This window comes from Nocardiopsis sp. iso_238 (assembly GCF_056173325.1).
The window spans coordinates 1,982,156-1,998,543 of record NZ_CM149668.1; the positions used below are offsets into that span (position 1 = coordinate 1,982,156).

A 16,388-nucleotide genomic window follows, 5' to 3' on the forward strand; every position below is an offset into this window, starting at 1 on the left:
ACTAGATGTCGTAGTAGAGCTCGAACTCGCGCGGGTGCGGGCGCAGGCGCAGGGAGTCGATCTCCTCGGTGCGCTTGTAGTCGATGTAGGTCTCGATGAGGTCCTTGGTGAAGACCCCGCCCTCCAGCAGGAACTCGTGGTCGGCCTCCAGGGCCTCCAGAGCGGCCTCCAGGGACGCCGGGACCGTCTCGATCGCCGCGGCCTCGGCCGGGGGCAGCTCGTACAGGTCCTTGTCGACCGGCTCCGGCGGCTCGATCTTGTTCTTGATGCCGTCCATGCCCGCCATCAGCATGGCGGAGAAGGCCAGGTAGGGGTTGGCCGACGGGTCCGGCACCCGGAACTCGATGCGCTTGGCCTTCGGGTTGGAACCGGTGAGCGGCAGGCGGATGCAGGCCGAACGGTTCCGCTGGCTGTAGACCAGGTTGATCGGGGCCTCGTAGCCCGGCACCAGGCGGTGGAAGGAGTTCACCGTCGGGTTGGTGAAGGCCAACAGCGCCGAGGCGTGCTTGAGCAGACCGCCGATGTAGTGGCGGGCCGTGTCCGAGAGCTGGCCGTAGCCGGCCTCGTCGAAGAACAGCGGCGCGCCGTCCTTCCACAGGCTCTGGTGGCAGTGCATGCCCGAGCCGTTGTCACCGAAGAGCGGCTTCGGCATGAACGTCGCGGTCTTGCCCGCCTCGTTCGCCACGTTCTTCACGATGTACTTGTACAGCTGGACCTTGTCGGCCTGCTCCAGCAGCGTGCCGAACTTGATGCCGATCTCGGCCTGGCCGGCGGTGCCGACCTCGTGGTGCTGGAGCTCCACCTCGATGCCGGACTCGATCAGGGCCCGCACCATGTCGGAGCGCAGGTCGCTGTAGTGGTCGACCGGCTCGACGGGGAAGTAGCCGCCCTTGAAGCGGGGACGGTAGCCCCGGTTGCCGCCCTCGATCGCGGAGCCGGTGTTCCAGGCGCCCTCGATCGAGTCGATCTCGTAGTAGCCGGTGTTCGCACGCGTCTCGAACTTGACGTCGTCGAAGATGTAGAACTCGGCCTCGGGGCCGAAGAAGGCGGTGTCGGCCACGCCCGAGCCGGTGAGGTAGGCCTCGGCCTTGCGGGCGACGTTGCGCGGGTCGCGGCTGTACGACTCCAGCGTGAGCGGGTCGTGGACGAAGAACGTCATGTTCAGCGTCTTGTGCTTGCGGAACGGGTCCAGGACACCGGTGCTCAGGTCGGGCAGGAGCAGCATGTCGGACTCGTGGATGGCCTGGAAGCCGCGGATCGAGGAACCGTCGAACATCTGACCGTCGGTGAACGTGGACTCGTCCACGTTCTCGACCGGGAGGGTAACGTGGTGGACGCCCCCGAACAGGTCCGTGAACCGGACGTCGAAGAACCTGACGTCCTCGTCTCGGATGTAGGCGAGCACCTCGTCGACGCTGCTGAACAAAACGGAACCTCCGTGCAGATAGCTGAGACGGCGGGTTCGCGGCCCGCACCATCGCGGCCGTGTCGAACCACGCGCCGTCTCCCGGCCTCGTCTTCGAAGCTAAGAGCGCGTGATTTCCACGCCGTGTCTCTATTGTTTCCTGCATGTTACGGAGCCGGTCGCCCGCGTCGACCAGTGGTCCCGGAACGGTGATTCCGCCTGTTTCGGGGCGAAAACGGGGCGTCGGGACCCTCGGGAGTGACCCGCGCCACGTCCCCTCCGTCCGCACGTCACAGAGGTCGCACGGACCCGCGCGCGGGGGGCGACGCGGGGCGGATAACGTGAAAAACATGAGCGACAAGAGCCGGAGCGGCGCCCCCACGGTCTCCGATGACGACTTCCGTTACCGCGGCAACCGGCTGGGTCTGCCCGAGAGCGGCAGCGGGTCGGTGCCCGGGGTCATGCGCCGCCTGGTCGGCCTCGCACTCGACTGGGCCATCTCCGCGATGCTGGTGTGGGTCGCGCTCAGCCTCGGCCTCATCGGTCAGGAGCTGGCCGCCGCCGCGGCGGCCGGGGGCGACCCCGAGGCCATCGCCCTGACCAACTTCACCACCCTGTCCACCCTGGTGGTGTTCGCGGCGATGAACCTCCTCCTGCTCACGATGTTCGGCACGACGATCGGACGCCGTCTCGTCGGGGTCGGTATCACCGCCACCGGTGAGCGCGGCTGGCCCTGGTTCGCCTCCATGGCCGTGCGCACCCTGCTGTTGTGCCTGGTGATCCCGGCCGTGGTCTACGACCGCGACACACGGGGCCTGCACGACCGCGCCGCCGGGACCGTCGCCACCCGCTACTGAGCGGACACGCCCGGTCCTCCCGCTCCGGACGCCGTGCGCACACGCGTGCGCACCCGTACCGAGCTGCTGTTAGCATCCGTTCACGGCATTTCCCGCAGGGACCCCCGCGACCTCGGGCCGTGTACCGCGCGTCGACGCCCCGCCACCGGTGGGTGCGCCGTCCGGACCGGCCCCGGCTGCCCTGAACCCGCCCCCCTCAAGGTCTCCTCGCACCCTCGAAGGTTCGCATGGCTGGAAGACGCTCCGCCCCTCGCAACTCCGGTGCCCTGAGCACCGCCCGGTTGTCCGCCGGACAGTGGGTCGCGTGCGTCGCGACCGCGCTGGCCATCATCGCCAGCCTCGGCGGCTACGGCTGGTACCAGGGCCTGATCGGCAACATCACCACCGCCCAGGTGGACACCGACGAGTGGGACCGGCCCACGAGTGTCGAGGGTGTCATGAACATCCTCATCATCGGCTCGGACGTGCGCTCGGGGGAGAACGCCGAGTACGGCGAGGTCGAGGGGGAGCGTCCGGACACGATGCTCATCGCGAGCGTCAACGTGGACAACGGCGCGGCCACCCTGGTGAACCTGCCCCGCGACCTCATGGTCGACCTGCCCGCCTGTGAGCCGACGGAGGGGTACGAGGGCATGCAGGCCCAGCAGGGCATGATCAACTCCGCCATGACCTTCGGTGGCGTGGGCTGCCAGTGGAACGCGGTGGAGCAGGTCACCGGCGTCCACCTGGACCACTTCCTGATGATGGACTTCGTCGGCTTCAAGGACATGGTGGACGCCATCGGCGGGGTGGAGATGTGCATCCCCGAGCCGGTGGACGACCCCAAGGCGCACCTGGTGCTGGACGCCGGTATGCAGACGCTGAACGGCGAGGACTCCCTGGGCTTCGTGCGCTCCCGCTACTCGCAGGGCGACGGCAGCGACCTGTCCCGGATCGACCGCCAGCAGGAGTTCATGGGCGCCATGCTCCGCGAGGTCCTGAGCAGCGAGGTGATGACCAGCCCGGTCACCATCACGCGCTTCCTCGGCGCGGTCACGGACTCGATCACCACCGACGAGGAGCTCACCGTGGACACCATGGCCGACATCGCCATCTCCATGCGCGAGGTCAACCTGGACCGCGTCCAGTTCGTCACGGTCCCCAACGGCGCCCACCCGGCCGACGAGAACCGCATCATCATGAGCGACGCGGCCCCGGCCCTGTTCGAGGCCATCAACAACGGCCAGGACCTGGGCGGAGGGGACGACGGCGACGCGAAGGACGAGGAGAAGGCCGAGGACGTCCCGGTGGAGCCCGGCGACGTCTCGGTCGAGATCGCCAACAACACCGGGATCGACGGCCTCGCCCTGGAGATCCAGGCCGTCCTGGTCCAGGAGGGCTTCGTGGTCACGGGGGTCGGCAACCCCGAGGCGCGCGTCCCCGAACTCACCACCGTCTACCACGGTCCCGGCGACGAGGCGGCGGCCAAGCTGCTGGCGGACAGTCTCACCAACGCGCAGACCGAGGAGGCCGAGGGCCTGGAGCAGACCCTCGAACTGGTCGCGGGGTCGGACTGGGAGGGCTTCGGAAGCTCCTCCTCCGAGAGCGACCTGTCCATCACCGACGACCTCGGCGGCGTCACCGCCGAGAAGCAGGAAAGCGCCTGCTAGTCCGTGTTCCGACGGGGGCGTCCCACCGGGGACGCCCCCGTTCGTGTGAGCGGGGTCTGACACAACGAGACCGTTCCGGTACCATCCGGGGGGTTACGTCCGAGTAGTCATGGGGAGCCCCCCGTGACTGGTTCCCTCTTCGGGCGAGTTCTCCTCTCATGTCCCAGAACGGATCGCAGGTGCCCTCTTGGCCCCAAGAAACGTGTCGAAGGCCGCCGCCGGGATGAGTCCCGGCCAATGGGTGGCGTGCGGGATGACCGGAGTGGTCATCGCCGGGAGTCTGGCTGGCTACGGCGTCTACCAGGACGTCTTCGCCCTCGACACCGCCGAGATCGACACCGACGGCTGGGGGGACCGCCCCGCGCAGGTGGACGGGGTGCACAACATCCTGCTCCTGGGCACCGACGAGCGCGCGGGGGACGACGCCAGCTACAACGAGCTCAACGGCATCCGCCCCGACGTCCTGGTGGTCGTCAGCATCGACGTCGACAAGGGCGGGGTGACCATGGTCAACCTGCCCCGCGACACGATGGTCGAGATCCCGCCCTGCGACGGGGGCGACGAGGGCGAGGGCTGGAACGGCGGCGTCGACCAGCTCAACCACGCGATGACCTACGGCGGCATGGACTGCCAGGGCAACACGGTGGAGACCATCACCGGCATCCACCTCGACCACATGGTCCTGGTGGACTTCGCCGGGTTCGAGAACATCGTCGACTCGATCGGCGGCATCGAGATGTGCGTCCCCGAGCCGATCGACGACCCCAAGGCGCACCTGGTGCTGGACGCCGGAATGCAGCGGCTCGACGGGGAACAGGCCCTGGGGCTGGCTCGCTCCCGCGACAGCGCGGAGAACGGCAGCGACCTCGGCCGGATCGAGAACCAGCAGCGCATGATCGGCTCCATCCTCCGTGAGGTCACCGAGGGCGAGATCCTGTCCAGCCCCAGCACCCTCTACGGCTTCCTGGACTCCATCACCGACAGCCTGACCACCGACAGCGACTTCAGCACCGACAAGATGACCGAACTGGCCGTCGCGATGCGCGAGGTCGACCTGGGCCGGATGAACATGATCACCGCGCCGGTCACCGACTACCCCGCCGACCCCAACAAGGTCGCGCTGGAGGAGACCGCCGCCCAGGAGCTGTTCACGGCGGTGGCCACGGGCGAGCTGGCCGAGGGCGGGGACGACGAGGCGGAGGAGGAGGGCTCCGGCGGCGTCGAGCCCTCCGACGTGTCCCTGCGGGTGCTCAACAACACCGGGATCGACGGTCTGGGCAGCCAGGTCCAGGGACTGCTGGAGGCCGAGGGCTTCGTGGTCACCGAGTCCACCAACCCCGACCTCCGCGCGCCCGACACGACCACGGTCTACCACGGGCCGGACCAGGCCGAGCAGGCCGAGGTCCTGGCCTCCGCCCTGTCGGTCGCCGAGGTGGTCGAGGAGCCCACGCTCGGGGACGACCTGGAACTGGTCATGGGCGCGGCGGACTGGGACGGCCTGGCCGCCGTCGCGGAGCCCGGAGGAGCCCCGGGCGACATCGAGACCACCTCCGCCGCCGAGGACGAGGTGAGCTGCTCCTAGCCCACCCCAACGAGAACGGGGCCGTCACACCAGGTGTGACGGCCCCGTTCTCGTGCGCTCGGGAGGGAGCGGATCAGCCCCCGGCCTTGTTGCCGCGCATGCCCTTGGGCAGCTTCGCGCCCTTCGGCATCGGGCCCTTGGGCATCCGCATCGCGGGCGGCAGGGCCTTGAGGCGGTAGTTCAGCTCGGCGGTGTCGCCCTTGTCCAGGTTGCGCGGCAGCTTGACCAGCGCGCGCTGGAGCTTGGAGACCGGAACCTGGTCCTCGCCGTTGCCGACCTTGAAGTCGTAGATGGGCGTGTCGTGGGCCACGCGGGCGACGCGCTTCTTCTCACCGGCGATCAGGCCCTTGAGCCGACCGGGGTCGCCCTCACCGACCAGGACCACACCGGGGCGGCCGACCACGCGGTGGACGACGTCCATCTGCTTGTTGGCCGCCACGCCGGGCTCGACCACCCAGTTGCCGCGCATGTTCTCCAGGATCGCCATACCGGCGCCCAGACGGCCGTCCAGCATCTGGTACTGGACCCGCTGGGCGGCGCGGGTGAACATGATGAAACCGACCAGGAAGGCGATCGGCAGACCGGTGAGCGGCCAGATGATCCAGGATCCGGTCCAGACGCCGACGCCGACGAAGGCGGCGAAGATCACGACGGCGACGGCCACCGCGATCGGGATCGTCCGCGGGCTCTGCTTGTGCACGACCTTGGCGACCATGCCGATCTGCTTCAACCGGCCCGGCTGCTTCTCGCCACCCTGTCCGGCGGTCGTGTTCTCGGACTTCTTCGCCATCGTGCTTTCAGGCAGCGCACACCGAACTCGTCGGTGGGGAAGGAGATCCCTGGGCTGCCTTGCCTCCTCTTCGCGGTCGACCTGTGGTGCGGCGCCTTCCGGCGCCGCCAGCTGGGCGCCTTGGAACACCAGGATATGTGTCCGGCTCCCGAGATGCGGAACGGTGGCCCGTGGGCCACCGTTCCAGCTTGGTCACGACTCGGGTGTATCAGCCGTTATGCGTCGCTCGTGGCCTTGGCGGCCTCGGCGTCACGCTTCTCGCGGGCCTGCTTGTACAGGGTTCCGGCGCGGTAGGACGAACGCACGAGCGGGCCGGACATGACACCGGCGTAACCGATCTCCTCGGCCTCCTTGCCCAGCTCCACGAACTCCTGCGGCTTCACCCAGCGGTCGATCGGGTGGTGCAGCTTGGAGGGGCGCAGGTACTGGGTGATGGTCAGCAGGTCGCACCCGGCCTCGTGGAGGTCGCGCATGGCCTCGCTGATCTCCTCGCGGGTCTCGCCCATGCCCAGGATCAGGTTGGACTTGGTGACCAGACCGGCCTCGCGCGCCTCGGTGATGACCCTCAGCGAGCGCTCGTAGCGGAAGCCCGGGCGGATGCGCTTGAAGATGCGCGGCACGGTCTCCACGTTGTGCGCCAAGACCTCGGGACGCGAGCCGAAGACCTCGGCCAGCTGGTCGGGGTCGGCGTTGAAGTCCGGGATCAGCAGCTCGACGCCGGTGCCCGGGTTGAGCTCGTGGATCTTGCGGACCGTCTCGGCGTAGAGCCAGGCGCCGCCGTCCTCCAGGTCGTCGCGGGCCACACCGGTGACGGTGGCGTAGCGCAGCTCCATCTTCTTGACGGAGGTGGCGACCTTGGTCGGCTCCATCCGGTCCAGCGCCGACGGCTTGCCGGTGGCGATCTGGCAGAAGTCGCAGCGGCGGGTGCACTGGTCACCGCCGATGAGGAAGGTGGCCTCCCGGTCCTCCCAGCACTCGAAGATGTTGGGGCAGCCCGCCTCCTGACAGACGGTGTGCAGGCCCTCGCCCTTGACCAGGGACTGGAGCTCGGTGTACTCCGGCCCCATGTGCGCCTTGATCTTGATCCACGGCGGCTTTCTCTCGATCGGGGTCTCGCTGTTGCGCGCCTCCACGCGCAGCAGCTTGCGGCCCTCAGGAGCGATGGTCAACGCGAACCCGTTCCCTTCTGTACCCCTTGACGGGGACCCTCGCGCCCCTCGTGGGGGCTGTGGTCAGTCATCCGCGGGCGGTGGCGCCGGAGAGCATTCCGGAGCCGTCGGTGTGGCTGTACTCCGCCGCGCCGAGGACGTCGGCCAGGTGCCGTTCGAGGCGCGGCCGCACGTCAGCGACGGTGACGGTGCGCCCCAGTTCGTTGGTGAGCGAGGTGACCCCCGCGTCGGAGATCCCGCAGGGGACGATCCGGTCGAACCACGACATGTCATTGTCGCAGTTCACGGCCAGCCCGTGCATCCCCACCCCGCGGGCGATACGGCAGCCGATCGCGGCGATCTTGCGTTCGATCAGCCCGCGCTCGGGGGCGGCGTCCAGCCAGACCCCGGTGCGCCCCTCGACCCGTCGGCCCGTGAGGCCGTATTCGGAGAGGGTGCGGATGATCGCCTCCTCCTGCATGCGGACGTAGGCGATCACGTCGATCGGGTCCGGCAGCTTGACGATCGGGTACACCGTCAGCTGGCCGGGGCCGTGCCACGTGATCTTGCCGCCCCGGTCGATGTCCACCACAGGAGCCCCGGGATCGGTCATGGGACGATCCGACCTCCCGGTGCGCTTGCCCGCCGTGTAGACGGGCTCGTGTTCCAGGAAGAGGACCGTGTCGGCCACCTCATCGGCGACGCGGCTCTGGTGGAGCCGTCTCTGGAGATCCCAGCCCTGGTGGTACGGGACGGGAGTGTCGCCCAGCCATGCGTAAACGAGATCACTCACACCTCCACCTTACGCCCCGGCGGGAGGGGCGGGTCAGGGCAGGATGTCGGATAGCGCACTGCCGCGGCCGGGGCGCCCGGGGGAATAGGAGGACCCGCTCACGCGTTTCCGTCGAACTTTTCTCGAGTTTTTCGGTGAAAGGACTGCGGGGGGCGGCTGTGTCTTCTAGGTTGTGAGTGGGACATGGAACTCCGCGTCAGCGCGGAGCTACCGTGGGCGACGCCCTGTCGGGCTGGCAGGCGTTCGCAGACCCGCAGACCTTTGATGATGGGGATCATCAGGGGATGGTGATTGGTGGGGTAGAAAGACGGGGCGGTGCCGTTCAGGCGCCGCCCCGTCCACCTTTTCCGCTCAGCCGGGAAAGGGGCGGCGCGCGCGGGCCTCACGCAGCGACAGCGCCCACCACACCAGCTGGTCCAGCATCTCCTCCACCGCGTCCTCCGCGCCCCTCAGCTCCGTGACGGGGTCGCCCTCCGCGCCGAACATCCGCTGGGCGTTGTGCAGGCTCACGGAGGTCCGCACCGAGGTGGCGTGCAGCTCGGCGAAGACCGCGCGCAGCTGCTCCACGGCGCGCAGGCCGCCGGACATGCCTCCGTAGGAGACGAACGCGACCGGTTTGGCGAACCACTCCTTGCGCGCCGAGTCGATGGCGCTCTTCAGCGGTCCGGGGTAGCCGTGGTTGTACTCCGGGGTCACCACCACGAACCCGTCCGCCGCGTCGACGCGGGGTGAGAACGCGTCCAGTGCCGTCCCGTGGCCGTCGCCGAGGTCGAGCTCCGCCACGTCCAGGACGTCGAGGGCGACGCCCTGCCGGGAGGCGGCCCGGTCCAGGAACCACCCGGAGACCACGGTGCCGGTGCGGCCGTTGAGGTTTCCGCCCAGGATGACGGCGATCCGCAGATCCGGCTGTTGCATGGGGTTCCTCGTCTTCGGGTGGCCGGGGCAGGGGCGGGGAGGCCAGACCACGATAGGACCTCAAGTCAGGTTGAGGTCAAGCCGGGGTGGGGGAGGGCGCGACCATGCGGGAAAGGCCCGGGCCGGACACCCCGTGCGGGGTGCCCGGCCCGGGCCGGGAGCGTCCTCCCCGAGGGGAGGTTGGGCTCAGGACAGACCGAGGTCGCCCTCGAAGGCGCCCTCCTCCAGGCGCTCCTTCACGGTCTGGAGGAAGCGGCCGGCGTCGGCGCTGTCGATCAGACGGTGGTCGTGCGCCATCGACAGGTAGACCATCGAACGGACGGCGATGACCTCGCCGCCCATGGCCTCGTCCTCGACGACCACGGGACGCTTGACGACCGCGCCGGTCTCCAGGATCGCCACCTGCGGCTGGTTGATGATGGGCGTGCCGAACAGCGCGCCGGTGTGGCCCGTCTCGGAGATCGAGAACGTGCCGCCGCCCAACTCGTCCGGGCCGAGCTTGCCGGTGTGGGCGCGCTCGGTCAGGTCGGTGAGGCCGCGGGCCAGACCACCGAGGTTCAGCGAACCGGCGTCCTTGACCACGGGGGCGAGCAGGCCGCGCTCGGTGTCCACCGACACGGCCAGGTTCTCGACGTCGTGGTAGGTCACCGTCTGCTCGGCGGCGTTGATCACCGCGTTGACCTTCGGGTGGGCCTTGAGCGCCTCCACGGCGGCCAGCGCGAAGAACGGGAAGAAGCCCAGCTCCACGCCCTCACGCTTGGCGAAGTCGGCCGCGGCCTGGTCGCGCAGACGCGCGATCTTGCTGACGTCGACCTCGATGACCTGGGTCGTCGTGGCGGAGACGCGCAGCGACTCGACCATGCGGTCGGCGATGGACTTGCGCAGGCGGCTCAGCTTCTCGGTGCGGCCGCGCACCGAGGTGTCCGAGGTGACCTTGCGCGCGGCGGGCGCGGCGGGCGCCGCGGCGGCCGAACGCTGGGTCTCGGCGGCCTTGAGGACGTCCTGCTTGCGGATGCGACCGCCGACGCCGGTGCCGGTCACCCGGGCCAGGTCGACGCGGTGCTCGCTGGCGAGCTTGCGGACCAGGGGGGTCACGTACCCCTCGGCCACGGCGTCGGTGCCGGAGGCCCGGCCCGTGCCACTGAGCGTCTCGATGTCCACCGACGGGCTGTCGGAGTCCTGCTCACGTGCGGCGGGAGCAGGCGCGGACGGGGCGGCCGGGGCGGGGGCGGGCTCGCTCTTGGGCGCGGGGGCGGGCTCGGCGGGGGCGGCGGGCGCGGGAGCGGAACCGGAGGCCCCGCCGATGATCGCGATCTCCGCGCCGATCTCGACCGTCTCGTCCTCGTTGACGAGGATCTTGGTGAGCACTCCGGCCACCGGGGACGGGATCTCGGTGTCCACCTTGTCGGTGGAGACCTCCAGGAGCGGCTCGTCCTCCTCGACGGTGTCACCGACGCTCTTCAGCCACTGGGTGACGGTGCCCTCGGTGACGCTCTCACCCAGGGCGGGGATGGTCACGGGGGTGCCGGGACCGTCGGAACCGGCGGACGGAGCGGCGGGCTCGGGCTCGGCGGCGGGGGCCGGAGCGGGCTCCTCGGCGGCGGGCTCCGGCTCGGGCTCGGCCGCCTCGGGCTGAGCGGCCTCGGGCGCGGGTGCCGCGTCGTCGACGCCGTCACCGTCGCCGCCGATGATCGCGATCTCCGCGCCGATCTCCACGGTCTCGTCCTCGTCGATGAGGATCTTGGTGAGCACTCCGGCCACCGGGGACGGGATCTCGGTGTCCACCTTGTCGGTGGAGACCTCCAGGAGCGGCTCGTCTACCTCGACGGTGTCGCCCACGTTCTTCAGCCACTGGGTGACGGTGCCCTCGGTGACGCTCTCACCCAGGGCGGGCATGGAAACGGAAGTCGGCATGGATTCCTCGTTGGATCTGGACGCGGTACCTGCCCAGGCCTTGATGGGCAGCGCGGATGTGTGCGGGGGCGGGCCGGTCAGGGCCCGCCCCCGGGGGGTGAAGCGGTCAGTCGTGGACGTGCAGCGGCTTGCCCGCCAGCGCGAGGTGGGCCTCGCCCAGTGCCTCCGACTGGCTCGGGTGCGGGTGGATCAGCTGGGCCACCTCGGAGGGCAGGGCCTCCCAGTTGTAGATCAGCTGGCCCTCGGCGATGAGCTCACCGACGCGGCTGCCGACCATGTGGACGCCCAGCACGGGGCCGTCCTTCTCGGCGATGACCTTGACCGCGCCCTGGGTCTGGAGGATCTGGCTCTTGCCGTTGCCCGCCAGGTTGTAGTTCATCTCGACGACGTCGTGACCGCGCTCCTTGGCCACCTTGGTGGTGAGACCGACGGAGGCGACCTCAGGCTCACAGTACGTGACGCGGGGGACACCGTCGTAGTCGATCGCGGGCGGGTTCTGCCCGGCGATGTGCTCGGCGACGAAGATGCCCTCCGCGAAGCCGACGTGCGCGAGCTGGAGGGTCGGGATGAGGTCACCGACGGCGTAGACGTTGCCCACGCCGGTGTGCAGGTTCTCGTCGACCTTGACGAAGCCGCGCTCCAGGGTGACGCCCTGCTCCTCGTAGCCCAGGCCCTCGGAGACCGGGCCGCGACCGATGGCGACCAGCAGGACCTCGGCCTCCAGGGTCTTGCCGCCCTGGAGGGTGACGACCACGCCGGAGTCGGTGGTCTTGACCGACTCGAACGGGGTGCCCAGCTCGGCCTTGATCTTCCGCTTGCGGAAGGCGCGCTCCAGCAGCTTGGAGCTGGACTCCTCCTCGACGGGGACCAGGTGCTTGAGGGCCTCGACGATGGTGACGTCGGCGCCGTAGGAACGCCACACGCTGGCGAACTCCACGCCGATCACGCCGCCGCCCAGAACGATGACGGACTCGGGGACGCGGTTCAGGCCCAGGGCCTGGTCGCTGGTCATGACCTTGTCGCCGTCGATCTCCAGGCCCAGGGTCTTGGGCTGGGAGCCGGTCGCCAGGAGGATGTTCTTCCCCTTGTAGACCGTGCCGTCGACCGTGACCTCGTCCTTGCCGGTGAGCTTGCCCTCACCCTCGACGACGGTGATCTTGCGGGACTTGACCAGCCCGCTCAGGCCCTTGTGCAGGCCGTTGATGACCTTGTCCTTGTACTGGTGCACCGCGTCGATGTCGATGCCCTCGAACGTGGCCCGGACACCGAAGGTCTCGCTCTCCTTGGCGGAGTCGGCCACCTCGGCCGAGTGCAGGAGGGCCTTGGTGGGGATGCAGCCGCGGTGCAGGCAGGTGCCGCCGAGCTTGTCCTTCTCGATCAGGACGACGCTCATGTCCAGCTCTGCGGCGCGCAGTGCCGCCGCGTAGCCGCCGCTGCCGCCGCCAAGGACGACGAGGTCGAAGGTGCCGCCGCTCTCACTCACGGGAACGAACTCCTAGTTGTGGTGTGGCTGGTGATGGTGGTGGAAGACCGTGGTCCGCCGTCGCCGGTGGCGGTGTGTCATCGGGGACCCCGGCTGCCGGGGACGGGGCGGCGCTGCCGGCTCGGGAGCGCCGCCCCGCCCTTCCGGACTACTGCTTGCGGGCGTAGTCCTCGGCGATCCGGACGAGGGTGCGGGTACCCGCACCCGTGCCGCCCTTGGGGGTGTATCCGTGCGGGCCGCCCTGGTTGAAGGAGGGCCCGGCGATGTCGAGGTGGGCCCACTTGGTGCCCTCCTCGATGAACTCCTGGAGGAAGACGCCCGCCGAGAGCATGCCGCCCCAGCGCTCGGCCGCCACGTTGGCGATGTCCGCGACCGAGGAGTCGAGACCGGCGCGCAGCTCACCCGGGAGCGGCATCGGCCAGGAGGCCTCGCCCTCGGCGGTGGCGGCGGCGACGACCTCGTCGCGCACGGCGTCGTCGTTGGACATGACCGCGAACACGCGGGTGCCGAGCGCGACCAGCTGGGCGCCGGTCAGCGTGGCGATGTCCACGATCAGGTCGGGCTGGTCCTCGTGGGCGCGGACCAGGCCGTCGGCCATGACCAGGCGGCCCTCGGCGTCGGTGTTGAGGACCTCGACGGTCTTGCCGCCGTAGATGCTCAGGACGTCGGAGGGGCGCTGGGCGGTGCCGCTGGGCATGTTCTCGGCCACGGTCAGGTAGCCGACCGCGTTGACCTTCAGGCCCAGGGTGGAGATGGCGCGCATGGCGGCGAGCACCGAGGCGGCACCGCTCATGTCGGACTTCATCGAGTCCATCCCGCCCGCGGGCTTGAGGGAGAGGCCGCCGGAGTCGAACGTGATGCCCTTGCCGACGAAGGCGACCGTCCTGGTGGCCTCGGGGTGGCCGTAGGCCAGCCGGACCAGGCGGGGCGGGTTGGCCGAACCCTGGCCGACGCCGGTCAGGCCGCCGTAGCCGCCCTCGGACAGGGCCCGCTCGTCCAGGACCTCGATCTCCAGCTCGGCCTGCTGAGCGATCTCCTGGGCCGCCGACGCCAGGTCCTCGGGGACGAGGTCAGCGGGGGCGGTGTTGACGAGGTCACGGGTGAAGGAGACGGCCTCGGCCAGGACGGCGGCGCGCTCCACGGCGTCGGCGGCGCCGTCGGCCTCGCTGACCACGGTGAGCGTGGCGGAGGGGCGGGCGGCCCTCTTCTCGGCCTTCTCACCGGTGCGGTAGCGGTCGAAGCTGTAGGTGCCGAGTTCGGCGCCCAGCGCGACGGCTCCGGCCTGGTCGGCGGTGGTCGCGGGCAGGGCCAGGGCGACGCGGCCCGCGCCCTCGGGGCGGGCGCTCAGCGCGCGCAGCGCGGCTCCGGCCGCACGGGACAGGACGTCCGGGTCGACGGCACCGTCGGCGGGCGCCGGGCCGAGCCCGACCGCGACGACGACCGGGGCCGTGACGGCTCCGAGGGAGGCAATGGTGTGCACCTCCTCAGGGGCGCCGCTCGCTCCCAGGAGCGACAGGGTCGAGCCGAGGCCGCCGGAGAAGGCGGCGTCGACGCTATGAGCGCCCGATGCGGGCTCCGGGGCGTCGCCTCCGGAGTGGTAACCGACGACAACCGCGTCGGCGTCGAGCGAACTGGGGGACTCCGTGTTTACTGACAACGTCGTGCTCACGTCCTCGATGCTAGTCCTCCCGCGCCCCCGGCGGTGACGCCGCGCCCCGTGCCTCCGGGGCCCTGACGCGGCGCTCCCCGCCGTCGCGCGGCGTACGGGTGACCCCGGGTGGGTCCGCCTCCGGCCGCGCCATGTGGGGCCTCTGGTCCCTCGTGGGAGGTGTCGCACGCGGTCGGCGGCGCCCGGACACCCTCTCCCCGGCCCCGGCCGCGTGAAACTGAGTGTGAAAAAATGTGATGATGGCGACATCCGGCCGTCGCGGAAAACTATCAGACAGCACGAATCGGCAGGTGAAGCAGCCCCCGGCTGTTCACAGCGCGAGCGCCGCCGCCCCCTCCGCCCCGACCCGCACACCCCGGCAGCCGTCCCCGAACCGCCTCGTCCTAGGATCGCTCAAGCGAGCCTGCCCTCGCCTCTGACCTGCACGGGAGAACAGATGCCGTATCCCGGAACCCCCACCCCGCCGCCTCTCCGCGCCGCCCGCTCGGCCACCGTCGCGCTGGCCCTCCTCGCCGTGTGTGTCGCGGTCCCGGCCCCGGCCGGGGCCGACTCACCGCTGGCGGAGGCGGCCCGCGACCTCTCCTCCGGGGAGCACGTCCACGTCGCGCCGGACGGCCCCGAGGTCTCCGAGGAGACCCTGGCCCTGGCGCGGGCCCGGCTCTCCGAGGCGCGGACGCCGATCCGCGGCGCCCTCCTCGAAGGAGTGGACCCCGCGCGGGCCGTCCACACCCTCGCCGAGGAGGTCGGCGAACCGGGTCTGTACGTGGTGGCCACCGAGGAGCGCGCCTCCACCGGGGGTGCCACGACCCACCTGTCCTGGACCGCCGTGGGCATCGACACCGGCGGCGCCGACCTGGAGGAGCACTTCGTGTTCTCCCACGGGGACCCGGTGGAGCAGATGGTCAGCGCGGTGGACCTGCTCGACGGCGACCTGCTCCCCGACCTCGCGTCGGCCGCCCGCGAGGAGACGGTCTACGTCCACCCCGCCGTCGAGGCGGCCCTGCCCGACCTCGACGTCGAGGCCCTCCGGGAGCGGTTCGACGGCCTGGACGACGACACCCGGGTCGCGGTCGTCCCCCCGTCGGGGGAGGGCGCCGCCACCTACGAGGAGGCCTACGCCGACGCCCTGCTCGAACCGCTCGGTGACGACGGCACCGCCCTGCTCGCCGTCTGGACCTTCGACGACTTCGACCTCACACCCGCCTCCGCCCCGGAGGGCCCCGCGCCCGAGGACCTGGCGTGGCTGCTGCCGCTCGGCCCCGGCCTGGACGGCCTGGCCCCCGCACTCCACCTCTTCGCCGGAGCGGCGGACGGGAACGTGGTGGCCGACGCCCGGGCGGCCCTCGCGGACGACCACCTGTTCGTGCACCCCAGGGCGGGCGCCGACATCACCGAGGCCGAGCGCGCCGAACTCGACGCCGCCCTGGCCGCCAGGGACGAACCGGTCCGGGTCGCGGTCCTGCCCGCCGGAGCCCGGCTGGAGGCCGACCCGGACGGCGGCGCCGAGCCGCTGGCCGACGCGGTGGCCGACGGGTCCGACGACCCCGTCGTCGTCTACACGCTGGACGGTTCCGGAGACGTGGAGTACTACCCGGTGCGCGGAGACGTCACCGGGGCCGAGTACGACCTCGCCACCGCCGTCTTCTTCGGCCTCGACCACGAGAGCGCCCGGAACTCGGTGGACGGCCTCCTGACGGAGCTCGGTGACGGGTCGGTGCTCGCCGTGGAGGAACCGGCCACCGGCCGGGGGCCAGCGACACTGCCCTGGCCCGCCGTGCTCGGCCTGCTGCTCTCCGTCGCCCTGACCTCGATCGGTCTGGTCGGCGTGCTCGGACGACGTCGGACGCTGTCCGCGCGGGTACGGGAACAGGAGCGCCTCGCGTCCGAGCGGGAGGACGCCGAGACCATGGAGGAACTGCGCGCGGAGGAGGCGGCCCGCGTCGCCGCCATCCAGGCCGAGAACGACCGGGGCATCACGGAGCTGGGTGAGGAGCTGGCCCGGGCCGAGGCCCCCGTGACCGGCTCGGTGGAGGAGTTCGAGACCCACCTGAGGGAGTACGAACTGCTCAAGGGGGACAACGAACGCGCGAACGACATCGACCGCGTCCTCGCCGTCCGCCGCCGCATGGAGCAGGCGCGCGACCGCCTGGAGGGGTGGAACCGCCGCCAACGCGACCACTGAC

The 16,388-nt window shown here is 70.6% G+C and carries 12 protein-coding genes; 4 read left to right on the top strand and 8 right to left on the bottom strand.

Annotation, left to right across the window (positions count from 1 at the left end):
- Position 1: 1 nt before the first annotated feature.
- A complete protein-coding gene (gene glnA, locus AC0VYL_RS08840; protein WP_475461095.1) occupies positions 2-1,426 on the bottom strand; it encodes a type I glutamate--ammonia ligase in 1,425 nt (474 codons plus the stop codon).
- Between the two features lie 329 nt (positions 1,427-1,755).
- Here glnA and AC0VYL_RS08845 point away from each other — a divergent pair, with 329 nt between their 5' ends.
- The 3 genes from AC0VYL_RS08845 (at position 1,756) to AC0VYL_RS08855 (ending at position 5,493) form a co-directional block, all read left to right on the top strand.
- Positions 1,756-2,262 (top strand): RDD family protein, encoded by a 507-nt coding sequence (locus AC0VYL_RS08845; RefSeq protein WP_475461098.1) that lies wholly within the window; start codon positions 1,756-1,758, stop codon positions 2,260-2,262.
- Between the two features lie 227 nt (positions 2,263-2,489).
- Positions 2,490-3,911: an LCP family protein gene (locus AC0VYL_RS08850; RefSeq protein WP_475461101.1), complete on the top strand. Its 1,422-nt coding sequence runs from the start codon at positions 2,490-2,492 to the stop codon at positions 3,909-3,911.
- 223 nt (positions 3,912-4,134) lie between these two features.
- Positions 4,135-5,493 (top strand): LCP family protein, encoded by a 1,359-nt coding sequence (locus AC0VYL_RS08855; protein ID WP_475462980.1) that lies wholly within the window; start codon positions 4,135-4,137, stop codon positions 5,491-5,493.
- 73 nt (positions 5,494-5,566) lie between these two features.
- On the opposite strand, the gene AC0VYL_RS08860 is transcribed toward AC0VYL_RS08855, so the two are convergent.
- The 7 genes from AC0VYL_RS08860 to AC0VYL_RS08890 form a co-directional block, all read right to left on the bottom strand.
- Positions 5,567-6,283 carry a DUF4191 domain-containing protein gene (locus tag AC0VYL_RS08860; protein ID WP_475461103.1) on the bottom strand — a complete coding sequence of 239 codons (717 nt, stop codon included), beginning with the start codon at positions 6,281-6,283 and terminating at the stop codon, positions 5,567-5,569.
- A 215-nt stretch (positions 6,284-6,498) separates the two neighbouring features.
- A complete protein-coding gene (gene lipA, locus AC0VYL_RS08865) occupies positions 6,499-7,452 on the bottom strand; it encodes a lipoyl synthase (protein ID WP_475461106.1) in 954 nt (317 codons plus the stop codon).
- 67 nt (positions 7,453-7,519) lie between these two features.
- Positions 7,520-8,224: a lipoyl(octanoyl) transferase LipB gene (lipB, locus tag AC0VYL_RS08870; protein ID WP_475461107.1), complete on the bottom strand. Its 705-nt coding sequence runs from the start codon at positions 8,222-8,224 to the stop codon at positions 7,520-7,522.
- A gap of 351 nt (positions 8,225-8,575) precedes the next feature.
- Positions 8,576-9,139, bottom strand: coding sequence for an NADPH-dependent FMN reductase (locus AC0VYL_RS08875; protein ID WP_475482852.1), 564 nt, complete (start codon positions 9,137-9,139; stop codon positions 8,576-8,578).
- Between the two features lie 186 nt (positions 9,140-9,325).
- Positions 9,326-11,053, bottom strand: a complete 1,728-nt coding sequence (sucB, locus tag AC0VYL_RS08880; protein WP_475482853.1) for a 2-oxoglutarate dehydrogenase, E2 component, dihydrolipoamide succinyltransferase — start codon at positions 11,051-11,053, stop codon at positions 9,326-9,328.
- Positions 11,054-11,159: 106 nt separating this feature from the next.
- Positions 11,160-12,536, bottom strand: coding sequence for a dihydrolipoyl dehydrogenase (gene lpdA / locus AC0VYL_RS08885; RefSeq protein ID WP_475461115.1), 1,377 nt, complete (start codon positions 12,534-12,536; stop codon positions 11,160-11,162).
- Positions 12,537-12,684: 148 nt separating this feature from the next.
- Positions 12,685-14,205: a leucyl aminopeptidase gene (locus AC0VYL_RS08890; protein WP_475461117.1), complete on the bottom strand. Its 1,521-nt coding sequence runs from the start codon at positions 14,203-14,205 to the stop codon at positions 12,685-12,687.
- 436 nt (positions 14,206-14,641) lie between these two features.
- On the opposite strand from AC0VYL_RS08890, the gene AC0VYL_RS08895 reads away from it, so the two are divergent.
- Entirely contained in the window at positions 14,642-16,387 is a 1,746-nt protein-coding gene (locus AC0VYL_RS08895; protein WP_475482854.1) for a hypothetical protein, read from the top strand.
- Position 16,388 lies beyond the last annotated feature (1 nt).

Excerpts from the sequence above, each read along its gene's own strand:
- AC0VYL_RS08860 (WP_475461103.1), bottom strand. The coding sequence starts at position 6,283 with ATGGCGAAGAAGTCCGAGAACACGACCGCCGGACAGGGTGGCGAGAAG.
- AC0VYL_RS08895 (WP_475482854.1), top strand. The coding sequence starts at position 14,642 with ATGCCGTATCCCGGAACCCCCACCCCGCCGCCTCTCCGCGCCGCCCGC.
- AC0VYL_RS08855 (WP_475462980.1), top strand. The coding sequence starts at position 4,135 with ATGAGTCCCGGCCAATGGGTGGCGTGCGGGATGACCGGAGTGGTCATC.
- sucB (WP_475482853.1), bottom strand. The coding sequence starts at position 11,053 with ATGCCGACTTCCGTTTCCATGCCCGCCCTGGGTGAGAGCGTCACCGAG.
- AC0VYL_RS08845 (WP_475461098.1), top strand. The coding sequence starts at position 1,756 with ATGAGCGACAAGAGCCGGAGCGGCGCCCCCACGGTCTCCGATGACGAC.
- AC0VYL_RS08850 (WP_475461101.1), top strand. The coding sequence starts at position 2,490 with ATGGCTGGAAGACGCTCCGCCCCTCGCAACTCCGGTGCCCTGAGCACC.
- AC0VYL_RS08875 (WP_475482852.1), bottom strand. The coding sequence starts at position 9,139 with ATGCAACAGCCGGATCTGCGGATCGCCGTCATCCTGGGCGGAAACCTC.